Annotated in this window: 20 protein-coding genes; 10 read left to right on the plus strand and 10 right to left on the minus strand. The window is 72.7% G+C overall.

The features are described from left to right. The first annotated feature begins 57 nt into the window (after positions 1-57). Genes IEY86_RS13145 through IEY86_RS13165 form a run of 5 tightly spaced genes read left to right on the plus strand, consistent with a single transcriptional unit; the run spans position 58 to position 4,572 of the window. Positions 58-1,887: an asparagine synthase-related protein gene (locus IEY86_RS13145; protein ID WP_189131815.1), complete on the plus strand. Its 1,830-nt coding sequence runs from the start codon at positions 58-60 to the stop codon at positions 1,885-1,887. After that, positions 1,884-2,144 (plus strand): lasso peptide biosynthesis PqqD family chaperone, encoded by a 261-nt coding sequence (locus IEY86_RS13150; protein ID WP_189131816.1) that lies wholly within the window; start codon positions 1,884-1,886, stop codon positions 2,142-2,144. The genes IEY86_RS13145 and IEY86_RS13150 overlap by 4 nt, the downstream gene beginning before the upstream one ends. After that, positions 2,141-2,569 (plus strand): lasso peptide biosynthesis B2 protein, encoded by a 429-nt coding sequence (locus IEY86_RS13155; RefSeq protein WP_189131817.1) that lies wholly within the window; start codon positions 2,141-2,143, stop codon positions 2,567-2,569. The genes IEY86_RS13150 and IEY86_RS13155 overlap by 4 nt, the downstream gene beginning before the upstream one ends. Beyond that, a complete protein-coding gene (locus IEY86_RS13160) occupies positions 2,566-3,669 on the plus strand; it encodes an ATP-binding cassette domain-containing protein (RefSeq protein ID WP_189131818.1) in 1,104 nt (367 codons plus the stop codon). The genes IEY86_RS13155 and IEY86_RS13160 overlap by 4 nt, the downstream gene beginning before the upstream one ends. Positions 3,670-3,672: 3 nt before the next feature. Further along, positions 3,673-4,572: an ABC transporter permease gene (locus IEY86_RS13165; protein ID WP_189131819.1), complete on the plus strand. Its 900-nt coding sequence runs from the start codon at positions 3,673-3,675 to the stop codon at positions 4,570-4,572. Between the two features lie 42 nt (positions 4,573-4,614). Here the strand turns inward: IEY86_RS13165 and IEY86_RS13170 are convergent, their stop codons facing one another. The 9 genes from IEY86_RS13170 to IEY86_RS13210 form a co-directional block, all read right to left on the minus strand. Next, on the minus strand, positions 4,615-6,006 hold the full coding sequence (locus IEY86_RS13170) for an alkaline phosphatase family protein (RefSeq protein ID WP_189131820.1): 1,392 nt from the start codon (positions 6,004-6,006) through the stop codon (positions 4,615-4,617). Further along, on the minus strand, positions 6,003-7,163 hold the full coding sequence (eboE, locus tag IEY86_RS13175; RefSeq protein WP_189131821.1) for a metabolite traffic protein EboE: 1,161 nt from the start codon (positions 7,161-7,163) through the stop codon (positions 6,003-6,005). The genes IEY86_RS13170 and eboE overlap by 4 nt, the downstream gene beginning before the upstream one ends. Before the next feature lie 6 nt (positions 7,164-7,169). After that, positions 7,170-8,051, minus strand: a complete 882-nt coding sequence (locus tag IEY86_RS13180; RefSeq protein WP_189131822.1) for a TatD family hydrolase — start codon at positions 8,049-8,051, stop codon at positions 7,170-7,172. After that, positions 8,021-8,719 (minus strand): EboA domain-containing protein, encoded by a 699-nt coding sequence (locus IEY86_RS13185; RefSeq protein WP_189131823.1) that lies wholly within the window; start codon positions 8,717-8,719, stop codon positions 8,021-8,023. The genes IEY86_RS13180 and IEY86_RS13185 overlap by 31 nt, the downstream gene beginning before the upstream one ends. Continuing rightward, entirely contained in the window at positions 8,716-9,603 is an 888-nt protein-coding gene (locus tag IEY86_RS13190) for a sugar phosphate isomerase/epimerase family protein (RefSeq protein ID WP_189131824.1), read from the minus strand. Before IEY86_RS13190 ends, IEY86_RS13185 begins: the two co-directional genes overlap by 4 nt. After that, the gene (locus IEY86_RS13195) at positions 9,600-10,493 is read right to left on the minus strand and encodes an SCO3242 family prenyltransferase (RefSeq protein WP_189131825.1); all 894 of its coding nucleotides are present in this window, start codon (positions 10,491-10,493) and stop codon (positions 9,600-9,602) included. The genes IEY86_RS13190 and IEY86_RS13195 overlap by 4 nt, the downstream gene beginning before the upstream one ends. Next, positions 10,490-11,677, minus strand: coding sequence for an inositol-3-phosphate synthase (locus tag IEY86_RS13200; RefSeq protein WP_229698389.1), 1,188 nt, complete (start codon positions 11,675-11,677; stop codon positions 10,490-10,492). The genes IEY86_RS13195 and IEY86_RS13200 overlap by 4 nt, the downstream gene beginning before the upstream one ends. Before the next feature lie 5 nt (positions 11,678-11,682). After that, on the minus strand, positions 11,683-12,486 hold the full coding sequence (locus IEY86_RS13205; RefSeq protein WP_189131826.1) for a hypothetical protein: 804 nt from the start codon (positions 12,484-12,486) through the stop codon (positions 11,683-11,685). Between the two features lie 127 nt (positions 12,487-12,613). Beyond that, positions 12,614-13,816, minus strand: a complete 1,203-nt coding sequence (locus tag IEY86_RS13210; RefSeq protein ID WP_189131827.1) for an FAD-dependent monooxygenase — start codon at positions 13,814-13,816, stop codon at positions 12,614-12,616. 559 nt (positions 13,817-14,375) lie between these two features. Here IEY86_RS13210 and IEY86_RS13215 point away from each other — a divergent pair. Continuing rightward, on the plus strand, positions 14,376-14,747 hold the full coding sequence (locus tag IEY86_RS13215) for a hypothetical protein (protein ID WP_189131828.1): 372 nt from the start codon (positions 14,376-14,378) through the stop codon (positions 14,745-14,747). 153 nt (positions 14,748-14,900) lie between these two features. Here IEY86_RS13215 and IEY86_RS13220 read toward each other — a convergent pair whose 3' ends face one another. Beyond that, a complete protein-coding gene (locus tag IEY86_RS13220; RefSeq protein WP_189131829.1) occupies positions 14,901-15,701 on the minus strand; it encodes an exodeoxyribonuclease III in 801 nt (266 codons plus the stop codon). Between the two features lie 64 nt (positions 15,702-15,765). On the opposite strand from IEY86_RS13220, the gene IEY86_RS13225 reads away from it, so the two are divergent. The 4 genes from IEY86_RS13225 to IEY86_RS13240 all read left to right on the plus strand — a co-directional run bounded on the left by IEY86_RS13225 (position 15,766) and on the right by IEY86_RS13240 (position 19,069). Continuing rightward, on the plus strand, positions 15,766-16,245 hold the full coding sequence (locus tag IEY86_RS13225) for a GNAT family N-acetyltransferase (protein WP_189131830.1): 480 nt from the start codon (positions 15,766-15,768) through the stop codon (positions 16,243-16,245). A 62-nt stretch (positions 16,246-16,307) separates the two neighbouring features. Continuing rightward, the gene (locus IEY86_RS13230; protein ID WP_189131831.1) at positions 16,308-17,312 is read left to right on the plus strand and encodes a GNAT family N-acetyltransferase; all 1,005 of its coding nucleotides are present in this window, start codon (positions 16,308-16,310) and stop codon (positions 17,310-17,312) included. 60 nt (positions 17,313-17,372) lie between these two features. After that, entirely contained in the window at positions 17,373-18,554 is a 1,182-nt protein-coding gene (locus tag IEY86_RS13235; protein ID WP_189131832.1) for a saccharopine dehydrogenase family protein, read from the plus strand. Between the two features lie 11 nt (positions 18,555-18,565). Further along, positions 18,566-19,069 carry a type II toxin-antitoxin system PemK/MazF family toxin gene (locus IEY86_RS13240; RefSeq protein WP_189131833.1) on the plus strand — a complete coding sequence of 168 codons (504 nt, stop codon included), beginning with the start codon at positions 18,566-18,568 and terminating at the stop codon, positions 19,067-19,069. Positions 19,070-19,236 lie beyond the last annotated feature (167 nt).

Below are 19,236 nucleotides of genomic sequence, written 5' to 3' on the forward strand. Positions count from 1 at the left end.
GCAGCCCTCTCGCCTCCTCCCACGGCCGACAGGGGCTTCCACACCGGAGAGGCGGACATGCACTTCTCGATACTTCCCGACAGTCCCGCGGCCCAGCCCCTGGCGGAGCGCCTCACCGCCGCACCCGGCACCCAGGTGGTCGCCCACGCCTCGGGGCGGCCCTGGATCGCGGGACGTTGGGCGGCCGAGGACCTCATCCTCGTGACCGCCGGCGCCCGGCAGCTTGCCCTGCTCGGATACGCCACTGCCGACGAGGGAGCCGTGCGACGGTCCCTTGCGTCCGCCCGCTCCCTGGGCGAACTCGACGCCGTGGCCCGCACCGTGGCCGGTTCGTTCCACCTGACCGCGTCCCTCGACGGCCGCACACGAGTGCAGGGCAGCGTCTCCACCGCACGCCAGGTCTTCCACGCCGAGGCCCACGGGGTGACAGTGGCCGCCGACGGCCCCGGCGCCCTCGCCGAACTCCTCGGGGCACATCCCGACGAGGAGGTCCTGGCGCTGCGGATGGTGACCCCCTCCCCGCCCTGGCCGCTGAGCCTGCGACCCGTGTGGTCCGGCGTCGAGGCCCTGGACGTCGGCGCCCGCCTGGAGCTGGGGCCCGACGGCCGCTCCCGGGTGGTGCGGTGGTGGCAGGCGCCCGAGCCCGAGGCCGAGCTGCCGCAGGCGGCCGAGGCCGTCCGCTCCGCCCTGTCCGACACGATCGCCGCACGCGCCCGCGGCACGATCAGCGCCGACCTGTCCGGCGGCATGGACTCCACCAGCCTGTGCTTCGTCGCGGACGCCGTGGGAGCCGACCTCGTCACCCACCACTGGAAGCCCCTGGACCGGGCGAACGACGACACGACCTGGGCCGAGCGTGCCGCGAGCCACCTGCCCTCCGCCCGCCACCGCTTCGTCTCCACCGCGGACAGCCCCACCTGGTACGAGGCGGACGCGGCGGGCGGGACGGCACACGGCGAGGACGAGGGCCCGCTGCCCTGGGCACGCAACCGCGCGCACATGGAGCGCCTCGTCGCCGATGTCGCGGCCGAGGGCTCCAGCGTCCATCTGCTCGGAGTCGGCGGCGACGAACTGTTCGGCGCGCTGCCCACCGCCCCCTGGTCGCTCGTCCGCAGCCACCCCCTCACCAGCCTTCCCACCATCCAGCGCTTCCGGGTGCTCAACCGCTGGAGCCCGGGCTCCACGCTGCGCGGCCTCGCCGACAACAGGTCCTATCCCACCTGGCTGCGCTCGGCGGCGGGCCGGCTCACCGCCCCGGCACCCGGCCCCACCGACGCGCTGCTCGGCTGGGGATGGGAGCCCAGGATGCCGCCCTGGGCCACACCCGACGCCGTGGAGACCGTACGGCGCACACTGCGCCGGGCGGCGGAGGACGGGCCCCGCCCCCACCACCGCGACCGGGCCCAGCACCAGACCCTGGACTGCGTCGTCCTCAGCGGAGGCGGCATCCGCCAACTCGGCGCCGCCATGCGCGCCTCCGGGGTCGCCTGTGAAGCCCCCTACCTCGACGACCGCGTCATCGAGGCGGCCCTGTCCGTCCGGATGCGGGACCGGCTGGTGAGCGGCCGCTTCAAGCCCGTCCTCGCCACCGCCATGCGCGGTGTGGTCCCCGACGAGATCCTCGCCCGCCGCAGCAAGGGCGAGTTCAGCGCCGAGGCCTTCCAGGGCCTGCGCCGCAACCGCGCCCGCCTCCTCGAACTCTGCGACGACCTGCACCTCTCCCGGCTCGGCCTGGTCGACCCCGCGGCCCTGCGCCGAGCCCTGCTCGGCCCCACACCCGAATCACGGCACCTCGTGCCGTTCGAGAACACGCTGGCCTGCGAGAGCTGGCTTCGCTCCCCGAGGGCCACCGCCCCCGGCAGCGCCATGGCAGGAGGACCACGATGACCCTCGCCCTCACCCCCGACGTCACCGCCACCGACACCGATGACGGCCTGGTCCTGCTCGACCAGCGCACCGGCCGCTACTGGCAGCTCAACCGGACCGGAGCCACCACATTGCGCCTCCTGCTCGACGGGCTCTCGCCCGAGGACGCCGCCTCGGCGCTCACCGCGCACAGCCCCGACGCCGCCGACCGCGCCCTCACCGACGTCAGGACACTGCTGGACGCCCTGCGAGCCGCCCACCTGGTGGTGACGGCATGACCATGCAGGTCACCGCGGAGCTCAGGGTCCCGCTCCCATGGCACCGCCACATCACCGCCAGAGCCGCCGTGATCGCCGCCCGCGTACTCATCCAGCTGCCGCCACGGCGGCTGCGTCGAGTGCTGGAGAGCGCGCGCCGAGGAGCCCGCCCCGCGACCGCCGACCGCGCCCTCGCCGCCCGCGAGGCGGTGGTCACCGTCAGCACCCGCTGCGCCGGACAGGGCTGTCTGCAACGGTCGGTGGCCACCGCCCTGCTGTGCCGCCTCGGCGGTGGCTGGCCCGACTGGTGCACCGGCATCCGCACACAGCCCTTCCGGGCCCATGCGTGGGTGGAGGTGGACGGTGCGGCGATCGGCGAATCCGCCGACGTCACCTTGTTCCACACCGTCATGAGCGTGCGGCACGCCCAGGGGAAGCGTCCATGAGCCCGGGCGGAAGCGGCGGCGCCGCCGTACTCGCCGAGGGCCTGCGCAAGGACTACGGCGACAGGAGCGCCGTCGACGGGCTGGACCTGGCCGTCCCCGCCGGCCGCACCTTTGGCTTCCTCGGCCCCAACGGCGCGGGCAAGAGCACCACCATCGGAATGCTGTGCACCCTCCTGCGGCCGTCCGGCGGGCGGGCACGGGTCGCCGGACGCGATGTGCTGAGCGAACCCCACGAGGTACGCCGCCGCATCGGGCTCGTCTTCCAGGAGTCCACGCTCGACGTGGACCTGACCGCCATGGAGAATCTGCGGTTCCACGCCGACCTGTTCGGGATACCCCGACGGCAGGCCGTCGAGTCCATCATCGACATGCTCGAACTCGTCGATCTGGCGGACCGCAGGGACTCCACCGTCCGCACCTTCTCCGGAGGTATGCGGCGGCGGCTCGAGATCGCCCGGGGACTCCTGCACACGCCGAGGGTGCTCTTCCTGGACGAGCCCACCACCGGCCTGGACCCGCAGACCAGGGTGGCCATCTGGGAGCATCTGCACCGCCTGCGGCGCGAGCGGGAAGTCACCGTCTTCCTGACGACGCATCACCTCGAGGAAGCCGAACACTGCGACCTGATCGCCATCATGGACGAGGGACGGCTGGTCGCCCAGGGCACTCCCGCCGAGCTCAAGGCCGTGGTCGGCGCCGACCTGGTCGTCCTGCGGACCGATGACGACGAGGCAGCCGCACGGGCCATCCGGGAACGGCTGGGCCTCGACGCCGACAGCTTCGACGCCGACAGCTTCGATACCGCCGATCTCGATACCGCCGGTCTCGACGCCGCCGGTCTGGACGCCCCCAGCCTCGACGCCGCCGGTCTCGACGCCGACGGCTTCGCCCCGGACAGGAGCCCCGGAGGGCTGCGGCTGCGGGTGCCGGACGGGGCGGCCTTCGTACCCAGGCTCTGCGCGGCCATCTCCGTCCCCGTGCACTCGGTCACGGTGACCCCGCCGACACTCGACGATGTGTTCCTGCACTACACCGGGCGAACCATCCGGGAAGCAGACAGCGGCGCAAGCCCGTTCGCCGGCATCGCACCGAGGAGGTAGGCCATGGCCCGCACCGAACCTGCCGCCGTGGACACGGCCGCCCCGACCACCACCCCCGAGCCGGTGCCCCCGCCCGAGGAGACCGCCGGCCGCGGCGCGCTCGCCGCCGACCTGCGTGCCGTCAGGGTCCTGTGGCAGCGCGAGGTCATCCGCTTCGGCCGCAACCGGCTCCGGGTCGCCATGAGCGCGGTCACTCCGCTGATGTTCCTACTGATCCTCGGCACCGGCCTCAACTCCGCGCTGTCCTCGCAGCAGGACAGCCTCAGGGACTTTCGCGCCTTTCTCTTCCCCGGGGTGCTCCTGATGGCCGTACAGGCCCCCGCCGTCGCCGCGGGAGCCTCGATCGTCTGGGACCGGCAGGCGGGCTTTCTTCGCCAGATGCTTGTGGCCCCGGTACGCCGCAGCCCCCTCCTGACCGGCACCTGCCTCGGAGGCGCCACCGCCGGAGTCGGCTATGGGCTGCCCATCCTGTGCCTCGGTGGAATGGTCGGCATCCCCTACCGGCCGGAGCTGGTGCTCGCCCTGATGGAACTGGGGCTGATCGCCTTCGCGTTCACGGCGCTGGGGGTGCTGGTGGCCGTGTGCGCCAAGCGGCCAGAGACCTTCCAGGTCGTCGTCGGACTGTGCATGATGCCCCTGCTCTTCCTGTCCGGTGCGGTCTTTCCCGCCGGTGGGCTGCCGGGGTGGCTGGGCACCGCCGTCATGGCCAACCCCCTGACCTATGCGGTCGACGCACTCAGGCGCACCCTGCCCGGAGCCGGTGTCAGCGGCCTGGGCACCCGTGCGGCGAGCCCCGAGTGGTGGGGCTGGACCCCGCCGGTCGCCCTGGAGGTCGGCCTGATAGCGGCGCTGGCGATGGCGGCGCTGGCCGTGGCGACATACCGGTTCTCCCACTCCGAGTGATGCCCCGACCCGGGTGATGTCCCGACGCGAGGAGACGCATGGTCAGTCGGCCGGACCGGTCGGACCGGCCAGACCGGCGAGTTCCAGGAGGAGTTCCTTCACCTCGGCGGCGGCTATCACGTCCCGGGCATGCGAGGCATCCGAAGCCAGCAGGACCGGTGCGTCGTCCGCGGAGGCGGGCAGGCGGCCATGGCTGCCGCGCACCCTGGACGGGTCAAGGGAGACCACCTTCATCGCATATCTGAACCCCAGCTTCTTGCGGGCCAGCGCGGCAGCCGCACGGATCCTGACCAGCCGGTCGGTGTGGTCGAAGAGCAACTCGGCCGGGTCATAGCCGGGCTTGCGGTGGATCTCCACCAGCCGGGCGAAGTCCGGGGCCCGTTTGTCCTCCAGCCAGTAGTAGTAGGTGAACCAGGCATCAGCGGCGGCCATGGCCACCAGCTCACCCGCCCGCGGATGGTCGATCCCGTAGTCCTTCTTGCCGGTGTCGCCGAGCACCTCGGCAACCCCGTCGATGCCTCGCAAGAGCTCGCAGACCCTGGGCACATCGGCCGGGTCACGCACGTAGAGATGGGCGATCTGATGGTCCGCGACAGCGAAGGCCCTTGACGTCCATGGATCCAGATACTCCATACCGCCCTGGGTGTGGACCTGGAGCAGACCGGCGCGCCGCAGCTCGCGGTTGATGTCCACCGGCCGGGAGACGGGGGTGATCCCGTACTCGCTCAGGACCACGGCGCGGGCCCCCACACGGTGGGCATCGTCGAGCAGGGGCGCCAGGGTCCGGTCCAGTTCCCGGGCGGCCCTCACCGCTGCGCGGCTGTGCGGACCATGGCGTTGAAGGTCGTAGTCCAGGTGCGGCAGGTAGACCAGGCAGAGATCCGGCCGGTGCCGGCGGAAGACATGGCGGGCGGCCTCCACGATCCACTGGGAGGAGGCGATACCGGCCGCCGGCCCCCAGAAGCGGAACAGCGGGAAGTCGCCCAGGCGGTTGGTCAGTTCGTCGTGCAAAGAGGGCGGGAAGGTGTAGCAGTCGGGTTCCTTGCGTCCGTCGGCGTAGTAGATGGGCCGGGGTGTGACCGTCCAGTCGACGTCCGCGCCCATGGCATACCACCAGCAGATGTTCGCCACCGAGTAGCCGGGGCGCCGGCGGCGAGCGGTCTCCCAGATCTTCTCGCCGCCGACCAGCTGGTTGTGCTGGCGCCAGAGCAGCACTTCGCCGAGTTCACGGAAATACCAGCCATTGCCCACCACGCCGTGCACGGACGGAGGTTCCCCGGTGAGAAGGGTGGACTGCACGGAGCAGGTCACGGCGGGCAGCACCGTGTCCAGACGGGCTCCGAAGCCTTGGTCGCGCAGAGCCCGCAGGCGGGGCATATGGGGGAGCAGGCGGGGAGTGAGCCCCACCGCGTTCACCACCAGCAGTCGCCTCATGACAGGACCTCCTTCAGCCCGAGAGCGGTGATCGCGTCACGGGTCCAGGCGAGTTCGGCCGCGACTCCCTCGACCAGCCCCGCGCATCCGGGTGCCTCCGGCAGCACGGGCCAGGAGTAGGTCTCCACCTCGATGTGATCGGTGAGCGCGGCATCACCGCCGAGCAGGACTCCCAGGGTCTTGAGCAACTCGGGCCTGGTGGCGCGCAGTCCCGGCGGGGGATCGGTGTGCAGCGGCACATGGAAGTGGACACGCCAGGGACCGTCCCCGGGCAGGGCCCCGGCCAGAGCCTCGGGCAAATCGTCGGTCCCCAGGACCGTGTCCGTGTGGCGTTCCCTGGTCTGGTGGAGGAAGCGGCGCTCGTCGAAACGCTCCAGCGCGGCACGGGCCAACCGGTCGCGGGGATTGTCCAGTTGCAGGGCGCAGGACGCCTGCGTCTTCACGATGGGGAGCCCGGCGGCGTGCAGGCGTGCGCAGGCCGCGGTGGGATCCTCGAACCCGACCGCCAGATGGCAGGCGTCGAGACAGACACCGAGCCGGTCCCGGTCCACGGTGGACAGCAGGGTGGCGGCCTGGGTGGTGTTCTCGATCAGGCAGCCGGGCTCGGGTTCGAATCCCACCCGCACCGCTCGCCCGGTCCGTGTCTCCACGGCCGCCAGCCTCTGCGCCATGGAGTCGAGATGGCGCCGGGCACGATCGGCCCGTGCGGAAGACCAGGGCTCGCGCCAGGCCAGCGGCAGGGTCGACACGCTGCCGCGGTCGGCGCCTTCCGGGAGCAGCGCCGCCAGGACCCGGGCGCAGTCGAGTGTGTAGTGCAGCCGGTCGGGCTCGGTCCAGTCCGGCCGGTAGACCGCCTTCTTGACCGAGGGGGCATGGAATCCCGCGTAGGGGAAGGCATTGAGGGTCACCACCTCCAGACCCCGGCGGTCGAGTTGGCGGCGCAGCACGGCCAGGGACCCGGGGGCGGCGGCCAGTCGCGCCGCGACGGGGCGGGCCAGCCACAGCCCGAGGCCGAGCCGGTCCCAGCCCAGACGGCGGCGGATGGGCTCGGCGTAGTCGGCCAGTTGGGCCAGCACCCCGTCGAGGCTCTCGGCGGGATGCACATTGGTGCAGTAGGCGAGATGGACGGCGGAGCCGTCGCGGTGCCGGAAGCGCACGGCGTCCTACTCCGCGCCGCGGCGGATCGAGTTGCCGGCGAACTCCGCCTCGGGCGCGGCCCGCACGGCGATCCCTGTGTCGACCAGGGGGGTGTCGCCCAGTTCCAGTCGGCCGCTCTGCCCATAGAACTCGACGGGGTTCTGCCAGAACACCCGGTCCACATCCTGCGGGGAGAAGCCCGACCCGGTCATCGCGTCCGCGGTCCGGCGGGTGCTCAGCGGGTCGCTGCGGCCCCAGTCGGCGGCGGAGTCGACCAGGATGCGCGAGGTGCCGAACCCGGTGAGGATCCGCACCATCCTTTCGGCGCTCATCTTGGTCTGCGGATAGATGGAGAAGCCCATCCAGCAGCCGCTGTCGGCCACCATGCCGACGGTCACCTCATTGAGGTGGTCCACCACCACGCGGCCCGGATCGATCCCGGATTCCCGGATCACATCGAGGCTGCGCCGCGTGCCGGCGGCCTTGTCCCGGTGCGGGGTGTGCACCAGGACAGGCAGATCGTGCTCGATCGCCAGACGCAGTTGCCGGGCGAAGGCCTTGTCCTCCTCGGGCGTCATGGCGTCGTAGCCGATCTCGCCGACCGCCACCACGGTGTCCTTGACCAGGTAGCGGGGCAGGAGGTCGAGAACCCCGGCGAGGCGTGGGTCGTTCGCCTCCTTGGGGTTGAGGGCGATGGCGCAGTGGTGCTGGATCCCGAACTGCGAGGCGCGGTGCCGCTCCCAGCCCAGCAGCCCGTCGAAGTAGTCGACGAACGTACCGACGCCGGTACGGGGCTGGCCCAGCCAGAACGAGGGCTCCACCAGGGCCCGCACCCCCGCGGCGGCCATGGCCTCGTAGTCGTCGGTGGTTCTGGAGGTCATATGGATGTGCGGGTCGAAGATGCGCATCGCGCTGGTTCCTCCAAGAGCTCGGGGTGGGCCGCCCGGATGAGCGAGCGGACGTCGGGCGGCACCTCGCGGCCCGCGGCCAGCCGTTCATGGGCGTAGTCGGCGAGCATGCGGGTGAGTTCGGCGTCGGCGCGCTCGTCCAGGCCGCGGACATCGGCGAGCGGGATACCGGTGAACACGCACTTCAGTACCGCCTGCCGGTAGGCATGGGCGCCGAGATGCCGGGCCGCGTAGTCGCCGAGGGCGGCGGTGATCAGCCGCGGGTCGTGGGTTCTGAGGGCGTCCTCAACGATCGGCAGCGCCATGGCCCCCAGGTCCCTGTGCTCATCGAGCGGATGGAGCGCCCTCAGCACCCCGCGCCGCTCCGAGGCGTCACCTTGGCGGTAGAGCCGGGTCAGGGCGGCGGCCAACGTGGATCGGCTCCATGGCAGCCCGCTCAGGAGCAGGGTCCGGACCGCGTCATCGGTGGTCCATCCCCGCGCCCACCCATGCCCGGGCAATGGGTCACGTCCGCAGCACCGGCCCACCAGGGGGAACACCTCGTCCACGAGGGCAGGGTCCACGAGGGCAGAGTCCTCGAGGAGCCGGGGCGCTGTCCCGTCCAGCCAGTTCCGTGCCCGAGCCGGAAGCCGCCCGGCCAGCTCGGTGAGCAGAGGGCTCGCCGTCAAGGCGCCACCCCCTGCCGCACCGGCCCCGTGGTCGGACGGGCCCCGGTGAGCGGGGACGGGGATGCCGCTCGGAGGAACTCCAGCGATCGGCGGGCCACTTCGGGCGCCGCATGGCTGTGGCGCGGCAGCTCGACCGAGACCAGGCCCTGGTAGCCGCAGTCCGCCAGCGCGGAGAGCACGGGCGGGAAGACGATCTCGCCCTCACCGAACTCCAGGTGCTCATGCACGCCCCGGCGCATGTCCTCGATCTGCACATTCACCAGCCGGGGCGCCGCACGCCGGACGCAGGCGTCCACCGGCTGCTCTTCGAGGCAGCGGCAGTGCCCGATATCGAGGGTGAGCCCCAATCGCTCCGGGAATCCCAGGCGGCGGCTCAACTCGTCGTACCGGTCGAGGGTGTCCACGAACATCCCCGGTTCGGGCTCGAAGCCGAGCACCACCTCTCTTGTCTGCGCCTCCTCGATCACCTCGGCGCAGCCGCGGACCAGCCGCTCCCATGCCTCTTCCTCGGGCAGGCCCGCCGGGCAGGCGCCGCTCCAGAACGAGACCGCCTCCGCGTTGACCTCGGAGGCGATCCGGACCGCGCGCAGGAGAAGGTCGACACGGCGGTCGGCGCCATCGAGGGACAGCAGGGTCGGACGGTGCTTGCGCCAGGGGTCCAAGAGGTAGCGCCCGCCCGTTTCCACGACGGTGCCGAGGCCCAACTCCTCGAGCCGGTTCGACAGGTGGGACAGACGGCGCGGCAGCGCGGTGTCGTAGGGATCGAGGTGGCGCCGGTCGAGGGTGAGGCCCACGCCGTCGTAGCCCAGGCCTGCCACGACGGCCAGGGCATCCTCCAGGGAGTGGTCGCCGAAACCATTGGTGCCGTAGCCGAAACGGATCATGTGGGTGAGACCTTTCTGCCCAGCCACCGGGCCAGGGGAAGTGCGGCCGCGATGGGCAGCGCGGCAGGCACCGAGCCCGCCGCAGCGGTGAGCGCCGCCTGAAGCGGCATCAGGCCGTGAATGCCGGCGGCCACCGCTCGCCTCACCTGCGGGGCCGAAGGGCTGCGCACGGCGGTCCACTGGGCTCTGCCGCAACTGCCCGCGTAGACCGCGGAGAACAGGGCGCAGGCGGCTCGGTCCCGGCGGCGGGAGCCATGCCTTCCTGCCACGGCCGCGGTGGCGGTGGTGGCCATGGCGCTCATCACGAGCGCCGCCCCGGGCACCGACCGGGGAGCGCCGCTCACTTCGTACCGGCTCAGCCCGGTCACCGAGGCCGTGTGCAGGCCAACGACCGCGGCGGCCGCGAGGGCCCGGCCCGTCCCGCCCGGCCCGGCGCCGGCGAGCACATCGAGGGCACGGGCCACCGCCATGGCGGCAGGACCGGCGGCCGTCTGCTTGAGCGCCAGGTCGTACCCCCACACCACACCGGCCAGCGGCACGGCCACGACCAGCCCCCGGCGCCCCCTCGCGGCGACGGCCAGAGCGAGCCCGGCGAGCGTCAGCCCGGAGGCGATGGCCAGCGCCGCCGCCGGGGAGACCAGCCCCGAAGGGATGGGCCGCTCCGGCCGCTCCACCGCGTCCACCTCGCGGTCGGCAAGGTCGTTGAGCGCCATCCCCGCCCAGTACAGGCAGACCGAGGAGGCCGCCGTTCCCAGGGTGGCGGCGGTCAGGGGGCGGCCCCCGGCGGCAGCCCCGGCCAGGACATCGCCGGGCACGGTCAGGGCGGCGGGCGCCCTGACCAGGCGGGCGATGTCAGGGAGCCGGGGGAGGGGCTGTTGCCGTGGGCTCATTGCGTCACCCGTGGCCCATTCGCCCACCGCACAAGCTGCGCATACTGCTGTTCGAGCGCATGTTCTCCGCCGGCCACCGGGTCCTTGAAGAAGAACGCCAGCTCGGGCACCGGACCATGGACCCCGCGACTGTGGGCCAGCGCCATCAACCGGGCCAGGTCCAGCACGAGGGGCGCGGCGAGCGAGGAGTCGCAGCCCTGCCAGGTGAACTGCATGGTCATCCGCGTCCCCAGGAACCCCTCGAAGGTGATGTGGTCCCACGCGGTCTTCCATTCGCCCAGGTCGGGGACATGGTGGATATGCACCCCGCCCTCCACCGGCTCGCCCAGGACTTCCGCGAGGACCCTGGCCTTTGAATCGACCTTGCCGGCGGCTCGCGCGGGATCGGCGAGGGCGGCGCCGTCCCCGCCGCCGAGGAGGTTTGTCCCCGACCAACTGCGCACCCTCAGCGCCCGGCGGGCGAACATCGGCGCGAGCACCGACTTCACCAGGGTCTCGCCGGTCTTGCCGTCGCTTCCCGCGCAGGGCACGCCCCGCTCATGGGCGAGCTCCACCAGCGCGGGCAGGCGGGCTCCGCACGAGGGGGTGAAGTCCACATACGGGCAGCCGGCGAGGAAGGCCGCCATGGCATAGACGGAGCTGACCGGGAGTACGGGCTCGCCGGAGGCGAGGGCTCGACGCAGCGCCCGCACAGTGGAGTGCGCGGGATGGGCGGTGGGCGGCGGCTCGGTGGAGGAGACATTGACCACGACGACGCGCTCGAGATTCCCGCGCCGCTTGAACTCCTCCAGATCGGCCACCACGGTCGCCACGGCCGCCGCTTGGTCCTCGGCCTCGGCCGTCACCCCCGGGCGGATCTCGGCGTCGGCCCGGACCAGGTCCTCGCGCACCAGATCGGCGAGCCCATGCGGTATGACGCCCGCTTCCATGAGCTGCTCGGCCCGCTTGGGCAGCGGGGTGCGCGCCACATCATGGCCGCCGAAGACCAGTTCGCCGAGGCCGGGCAGTGCCACCTCGCGAAAGTCGTCGTGCTCGCTCACACAGCCCGTCGGGGGAGCGGCCCCCGTTCCCACGGCCGCCGCGCCCACCACCGCTGTGGTCGCCACCGAGCCGCGCGCCCCCACCAGCCAGATTCCGGTGCGCATCGCCGCGCCTGCCTCCTGTGCGCCCAGGCTCGCGTCCATGGCCGTCAACTGATGCCGTCCGGGTAGGGGACCGACTGGAAGTCCGCGTCCAGGCGCCGCGCTCGCCGCGGAAGCCAACTGGTGGCGAGCTCCAGTACCACTTTGCGTGGCAGCGGCGGGCTGACTGTCTGGCTATTGGGCTTCGCCACCGAGGCCAGCGCCCAGGCGAAGCCGTTCAGCGGTGCGAATGCCTCCCAGCGGTGCCGGTCTATGCCGAGGAGCATCATCGCCCGCATATAGGCGTGCCAGGTGTGGTAGCCGACAGGGGGCATGCCCGGCAGTGAGTTCATGGTGTGGACGGGCGATCGGACGCTCTCCCGGCGGGGGTCGTAGAGCACCCCTTGGCCGAAGAAGGCGAACGCGGCCACAAGCCGTGGGTCATGGTGCCGGTACAGCTGGTCGAAGACGCCCAGTTGCATCCGTGAGACCACGGTCAGCGGTCCCTTGATCGGGGCCATGAACGAGGCATAGTTGCCCGGATAGCCCGGGGACTTGCTCATCGTGAGCCAGGTGGTGCGGAACTCCCGCTCGATGCTTCCGCCCACATGCCTGCCGATGGCCTTGTAGGCATCGAGCAGCTCGGGAGAGACCTTGTAGAGGGCGGCTTCGTCCAGTTGGTACCAGACCTCATTGGCCCGGCGATCACCCAGCATGCCCGGAACATCGGGCAGTTCGGGATCCTCATGCTCTCCATGACGCCCGTGGTCCGCCGCCCAAGCCGGTGCGGCACCCACCGCCGCCAGCCCCGCGAGCACCGCCGCCGAGGCGGAGGCTCTCAGCACCTGCCGCCGATCGAGTTGGTTCGACATCGTTGGTCCCCGTTTCCCCGTTTCCCCGTTTCCCCGTGTCCCTGCCGCCGCGGTCCCCGCGCCGATCGCGTGACGGCCGCGTTCACCAGTGCCAATGCCTTGGGTGTGATGACCCGGCAGCCGGGCGTCAGCCCCTCCCCAGCGCCTCCTCGACGTCGTACCGGTGGATCCAGGAGACGTCGTCCACCAGCGAGGCCAGCCCGGCGCCGTCCGGCGTTTCCGGACCCGGTCGGCGCAGGCGCAGCGATCCGCCTCCCCGTGCACCCAGTTGCACCCGTGTCGTATGGGGGCGGCGTATCGCTTCGTACCTGGCCAAGCCCTCGGCTGTCCCGCTCGGCTCGCGAAGCGCCGTCCTTGTACCCGTACCCGCCCTCGTCGCCGTGTCGAGGCAGTGGGCGAGGGCGGCGGCGTCCTCGATGGCCTGGCCGGCCCCCTGCCCGTGATGGGGGAGCATCGGGTGGGCGGCGTCTCCGAGCAGCGTGACGCGGCCACTGCCCCAGCGTTCGAGCGGCTCCCTGTCGTACAGGGCCCAGCGCCTGGTGTCCTCCACGGCGCTGACGATCTCCTTGACCGCCGGGTCCCAGTCGGCGAACGCCGCGGCCAGATCGCCCGCGTCGCCGGGAGCGCTCCATGACTCCAGCGTCCACTCACCGCCCGGGACGACCGCCACGAAGGCGAGGAACGCGCCCGCGCGGACGGGAGCGCACAGCAGGCGCGAGCTCGGGCCGACCCAGACGAGCACCCTGTCACGCGGCAGATCCGGCACCCGATGCGCGGGTACCAGGCCGCGGAAGGCACTGGTGGAGGAGAACACCGGTGACTCCGGCCCGGCGACGGCCTGCCGCACGACGGAGTGCACCCCGTCGGCACCCACCAGCACATCGGCCCGCGCCGTACCTCCGTCGGCGAACTCCAGCCGGACCCCGTCGCCCTCGTCCGCGAACCCGACGAGTGCGCGGCGCACATGCACACTTTCCACCGGGACCTGATCGGCGAGAGCCCGGTGCAGGTCCGCGCGGTGGACCGTCCAGTAGGGGGCGCCGAACGCCTCCTCCCACCCGTCGCCCATCGGCTGCTCTATGAGGCCGCGGCCGCTGCTCCCGTCTCGGACCTCGAGCGCGGCCGGGCGGACAGCGGTCCTCCGGAGGCCGTCCGCCAACCCCCAGCGCGCGAGCAATCGGCTCCCGTTGGGAGCGAGGTGGAGCCCCGCGCCCACCTCGCCCAACCGCCGCGCCTGTTCGTACACATCCACGCGGAAGCCGCGTCGGATCAGCGCCACCGCTGCGGCGAGCCCTCCGATCCCGGCCCCCACGACCGCCACCCGCACCATAGGTACCCCCGTCCCACGAACACTTCGAACGTAGGCGGCCTCACGTCCTGGGCACCTGGGCACCCGGTCCCGGTCGTGTCCCGAGGATGTCCCGGTGGTGCCCGGCTCGTGCGTGCACCGTGCGCCCACCCTGCGCGCGTCGTGCGGCGACCGTGCACGGATCGTGCGGCGGCCTTGCGTGGCTCGTGCGCACGTCGTGCTCGGGTCGGGATGGCCCGGCCGGGTCGGGATGGGCCGGGCCGGGCTGGGACGGGCCGGGCTGGGCTGGGCTGGGATGGGATGGGACGGGCCGGCGGACCTTGCCGAAGAACTCGCGGATGCCGGCCGCGAGCACCTCGGGGACCTCCAGGCGACGAAGTGGCCTGCGGGATCGCTGTACGACGCTGATCCGAGGGAGCTCGGCGACCGGGCCGCCCGCGCCGCCGCGGCCCTTGAATCCGGGGCCGCCGGACGCCCTTGAACCCGGCCGAGCGCCCGGCCCCGGCCGCCGTGCGCTCGGGCCCGGTCTCTCTTACTGTGACTTCGAAGGCGGAAACCCTTCCCTCGGAGGAGGCAGCCGATGAACACCCAGGAATGGCCGGCCGACCACGTCGACGTCCACCTCAGCGGCTGCAGCCCGCAGGACGCGCAGACGGTGTTCGGCGCGCTGGAGACGGCGTTCCCCACCGCCCATGCGGCGGTGCACGGGCAGGCCGGCGGGGCGACGCGGAGGCAGACCGTGTGGATCGAGGACGTCGAGGTCCGCGTCCCCGCCGAGAACGCGGGGCCCGTCGCCCTGTCGGGCACGGTCACGGCTGACCTGTTCGGCTGCGACCGGCCGGTCCGGATGGTCAGGGACGCGCTGGTGAGCTCGTTCGCCGTCGAGGACCTGGGCCTGGTCTCGGGCGACGGGGAAGTGGAGGCACGTATGCGCCTGGCCTCCTCCCGGTGACCTCACGCGGCGTTCCCGCCCCGGCTCCGGGGAGCCGCGGCCCCGAGCCATGCCCTCGTCATGCCCTCGTCATACCTCGTCATGCCGTGCGATGCCGTGCGATGCCTCGTGATGCCACTCGCGGTGCCACTCGCGGTGCCCCGCGCCACGCGGTCAGACGTCGTAGGTGACGGTCACGGGAGCATGGTCCGACCAGCGCAGATCGTAGGTCGCCGCGCGCTCGACCACCGCGGACGTCGCACGGGCGGCCAATGCGGGTGTGGAGACCTGGTAGTCGATGCGCCACCCGCTGTCATTGTCGAAGGCCTTGCCGCGGTAGGACCACCACGAGTACGGGCCCGGCCCCTCGGGGTGGAGGCCGCGGACCACGTCCACGTACCCGGCCTCGTCGAAGACGCTGGAGAGCCAGGCGCGCTCCTCGGGCAGGAACCCGGAGTTCCTGGTGTTGGCCCTCCAGTTCTTCAGGTCCGCCTCGCGGTGCGCGATGTTCCAGTCGCCGCAGACCACGGCCTCGCGTCCCTGCGCGGCGCAGCGCTGCCGCAACTGGACGAGGTACAGGAAGAACTCCTTGCAGAACCGCTCCTTCTCGCTCTGGCGCTCGGTGCCGACCTCGCCGGAGGGCAGGTAGAGGCTGGCCACGGTCAGTCCGGGAAGGTCGGCCTCGACATAGCGGCCCGACGCGTCGAACTCGTCCGAGCCCCACCCGACGCGCATGGCCTCGGGCGCCTGGCGGGTGTAGAGGGCGACACCGGCGCGGCCCTTGGCGGCGGCCGGGGCGTGGACGGTGTGCCAGCCCTCGGGTTCGCGGACCTCGGCGGGAAGCCGGTCGGGCTCGGCCCGCACTTCCTGGAGGCACACGATGTCGGCGGCGGTGCCCTCGAGCCAGGCGGTGAAGCCTTTCCTGGCGGCGGCGCGCAGGCCGTTCACGTTCACGGTCGTCACGGTCGTCGGCATCCGCCAGACGATACCGGTGCCGCTTCCCCGCCCTGACCAGGGGCGGGTTTCGTGCGTTTGTACGATGGTGCACGTGCGGATCGAGATTGTGCGCTATGACCACCCGGACGCCGTGGCCCTCACGGCGCTGGTGCAGCGGGAGTACGAGGAGCGGTACGGCGGCGGGGACGCGACTTCCATGGAGGTCGGCCAGTTCGCTCCGCCGCGGGGGCTGTTCCTCGTCGGGTACGCGGACGGGGCGGCCGTGGCCATGGGCGGCTGGCGGGCGCAGGTGAGGTCGCCGGAGGGATACAGCGACGGCGACGCCGAGGTGAAGCGCATGTATGTGTCGCCGGACGCGCGCGGCAGGGGGCATGCCCGGCGGATCCTCGCGGCCCTGGAGGACAGCGCCCGCTCGGCCGGCCGTGAGCGGATGGTGCTGGAGACCGGTCTCAAGCAGCCGGAGGCGATCAGCCTGTACCGCTCGTGCGGGTACACGGACGTGTCGAAGTTCGGCCTGTACCGGGACGAACCGCTGAGCGTGTGCCTGGGCAAGGCGCTGTAGCGGCCCCACGTCGAGGCAGCCGGATTGCGGCCCTGCCGTCGGGCCGTTAGCGTCCTTCGACCATGGCACTGGAGTTGTCGCCCCTGGCGGCCGATCGCATACCGGAAGCGGCTGGTCTGGTGGACCAGTGGTACGGCCGGGCCCGGCGGGCCCTGCCGTACCTCTCCGCGCGGGAGACGGGTCTTCCGAGCGGATTGGAACTGGTCCAGAGGCGGCTGTCGGAGAGCGGGTGCGTGTCGGCCGTCGCGTACGAGCGCGGGGCGATGGCGGGGTTCCTGGTCGCGGCCGCGCAGGACTTGAAACCGCACGAGCACGCCGCGCTGCACGCCCATCCCCGCTCGGCCGTGGTCGGTCTCGGCGGCTTCGCGGCGTCGGCCGGACGTGAGGCGGAGGTGCTCCACGAGCTGTATGTGCGCGTCGCCGCCCGGCTCGTCGCCGAGCGGCGGCTCACCCACTATGTGTGGATGCCCGCGGACGACGCGGTGGCCATGGCCTGGTTCCGGCTGGGCTTCGGCCTCGAGTGGGTGCACGGCCTGATGCCGGTCAAGGCGCGGGGGCGCCAGCCGCGCGAGGTCGGACGCCTGACCATCCGCCGCGCGGGCCCCTCGGACGGGGCCCCGATCGGGCGCATGGCGGTGGAGACGGCTCGCGGCTACCGGCAGTCCGCGGCCTTCGCTCCGCAGCCGGACGAGGCGCTGACCGCGCTGCGCGGTCACTACACCGGGGCGCTGGCGGACCCGCGCAGCGCGGCCTGGATCGCCGTGCGGGGCGGTGAGGAGGTAGGCATGGTGGTGCTGACGCCGGCCGCGCCCTGGCCGCTGGTGCCCCCGGCCTCGGTGGAGTTGGCGGAGGCGTTCGTGGCCCCGTCGGCACGCGGTGAGGGTGTGAGCCGGGTGCTGCTGGCGACGGCGCTGGCCTGGGCGTACGACAACGGCTACCGGTATGTCTCGGCCCGCTGGCGCAGCGGCTCACCGGGTTCCGCGGGCCACTGGCCTCGAATCGGGTTCAAACCCGTCGGCCATGGGCTGGTGCGGGTGCTGGATCCACGGCTCCAGGGCGCCCGCTAGGCGGGACGGGAGTCGGGCCTCCTTGCCAGGCGGGTCACGGGCGGGGCAGGGTGTGGCCCCATGCCGAAGGAACGCGAGGACCGCCCCCACGACCTGGTGCTGTTCGGCGCGACGGGGTTCACGGGAGAGCTGACCGCCGAGTATCTGGCACGCAACGCTCCACCGGGGTGCCGCTGGGCGCTCGCCGGGCGCAGCGTCGCGAAGCTGGAGGCCCTGCGGGAGCGCCTGGCGCGGCTGAACCCCGACTGCGCCGAACTCCCGCTGCTGCGCGCGGACGTCACCGACGAGGAGTCGGTGCGCGCCGTCGCGAGGCAAGCGCGAGTGGTGGCGACGACCGTCGGCCCCTATGTGCGCTACGGCGAGCCGCTGGTGGCGGCGTGCGCCGAGGCGGGCACCGACTACGTGGACCTGTGCGGGGAGCCGGAGTTCGTCGACACGATGTATCCGCGCCACCATGCGCGGGCGGTGGAGTCGGGGGCGCGGCTGGTGCACGCCTGCGGGTTCGACTCGGTCCCGTACGACCTGGGTGTGCTGTACACGGTGGGGTTGCTGCCCCAGGGGGTGCCGGTGAGGGTGCGGGGATTCGTCCGGGCGGGCGGGACCTTCTCCGGAGGAACGTTTCACTCGGCGGTGGGCGTCATGTCGCGCAGGAGACAGGCCGAGCGAGCCGCCGTGGAACGCCGCCGGGTGGAGCCCACTCCTCGAGGGCGCCGCGCCCGGGCCGAGCGGGGTCGGCCGCACCGGGCGCACGCGCTCGGCATGTGGGCGGTGCCGCTGCCCACGCTCGACCCGCTGATCGTCAAGCGGTCGGCGGCGGCTCTGGAACAGTACGGGCCCGACTTCGTGTACCGGCACTTCGCCGCGGTCAGGCACCTGCCCATGGCGGTGGGGGGAGTGGCCGGTGTGGGCGCGGTGTTCGCTCTCGCCAAGGTACCGCCGCTGCGTCGATGGCTCCTGAACCGCCGCAAGCCGGGGCAGGGGCCGTCGGCCGAGCGGAGGGACAGGGCGTGGTTCACGGTGCGCTTCGTCGCCGAGGCGGGTGGGCGGCAGGTGGTCACCGAGGTGTCCGGCGGGGACCCCGGGTACGGGGAGACGGCGAAGATGCTGGCGCAGTCGGCGCTGTGCCTGGCGTTCGACGAACTGCCGGACACGGCGGGACAGGTGACCACGGCGGTCGCGATGGGTGAGGCGCTGATCGGGCGGCTTTCGGGCGCCGGGATCGTCTTCCGAGTGGTGAGGTAGGGGATCCGGCGATGGGTGGCTGGTGGTGGCTCGCGGCGGTCGTGGTGGTGATCGCCTTCGTCGCGGCGGTGTCGGACGGGACGCTGAGACAGGGGTCGCGCCGGCGTGGTGCGGCCGGGGGCCGCCCGCCGGGACGGCCCTCCGGAGGGCCGAGGCCGCCGAGGGCCCCGAAGCGGCCGACGGGCAGACCGTCGGGGAAGCCGTCCGGGGGAAAGCCGCGCGCGGGTGAGATCTGGTGGGCCGACGTCCCCTTCGAGGACGGACCGGGCTCGAAGGACCGGCCGTGCCTGGTCGTCTCGGTCAACGGGGGCAGCGCCGTGGTCGCCAAGATCACCAGCCAGGACCGCTCGGGCAGCCCGGGCGCGGTCGAACTGCCCGCCGGGTCGGTCGGCGACTCCAAGGGCCGCCGGAGCTGGCTGGAGACGGACGAACTGAGGGAACTGCGCCTGTCGGCGTTCCGACGCAGAGTCGGCCCGGTCCCGGCGAGTCTGTGGAAGAAGCCCGGCGGGCGGTAGACGCGAGGGTTCCGCGCCGGCGGGCGGGGGAGCCGCGCCCTGCCGGTCACCGCGATCGCTTCCTCGGCCGACGCACGCGGTGCGCGTTTGCGGGCGTGCGGGCGGGGTCGTTTACTGAAACCGGGGCCTTCCGTGTCCAGGCGGTCGAGTGGGCCGCAGGGGGCTGG

The organism is Wenjunlia tyrosinilytica, assembly GCF_014646055.1.
In the GTDB taxonomy this organism is placed as follows: domain Bacteria; phylum Actinomycetota; class Actinomycetes; order Streptomycetales; family Streptomycetaceae; genus Wenjunlia; species Wenjunlia tyrosinilytica.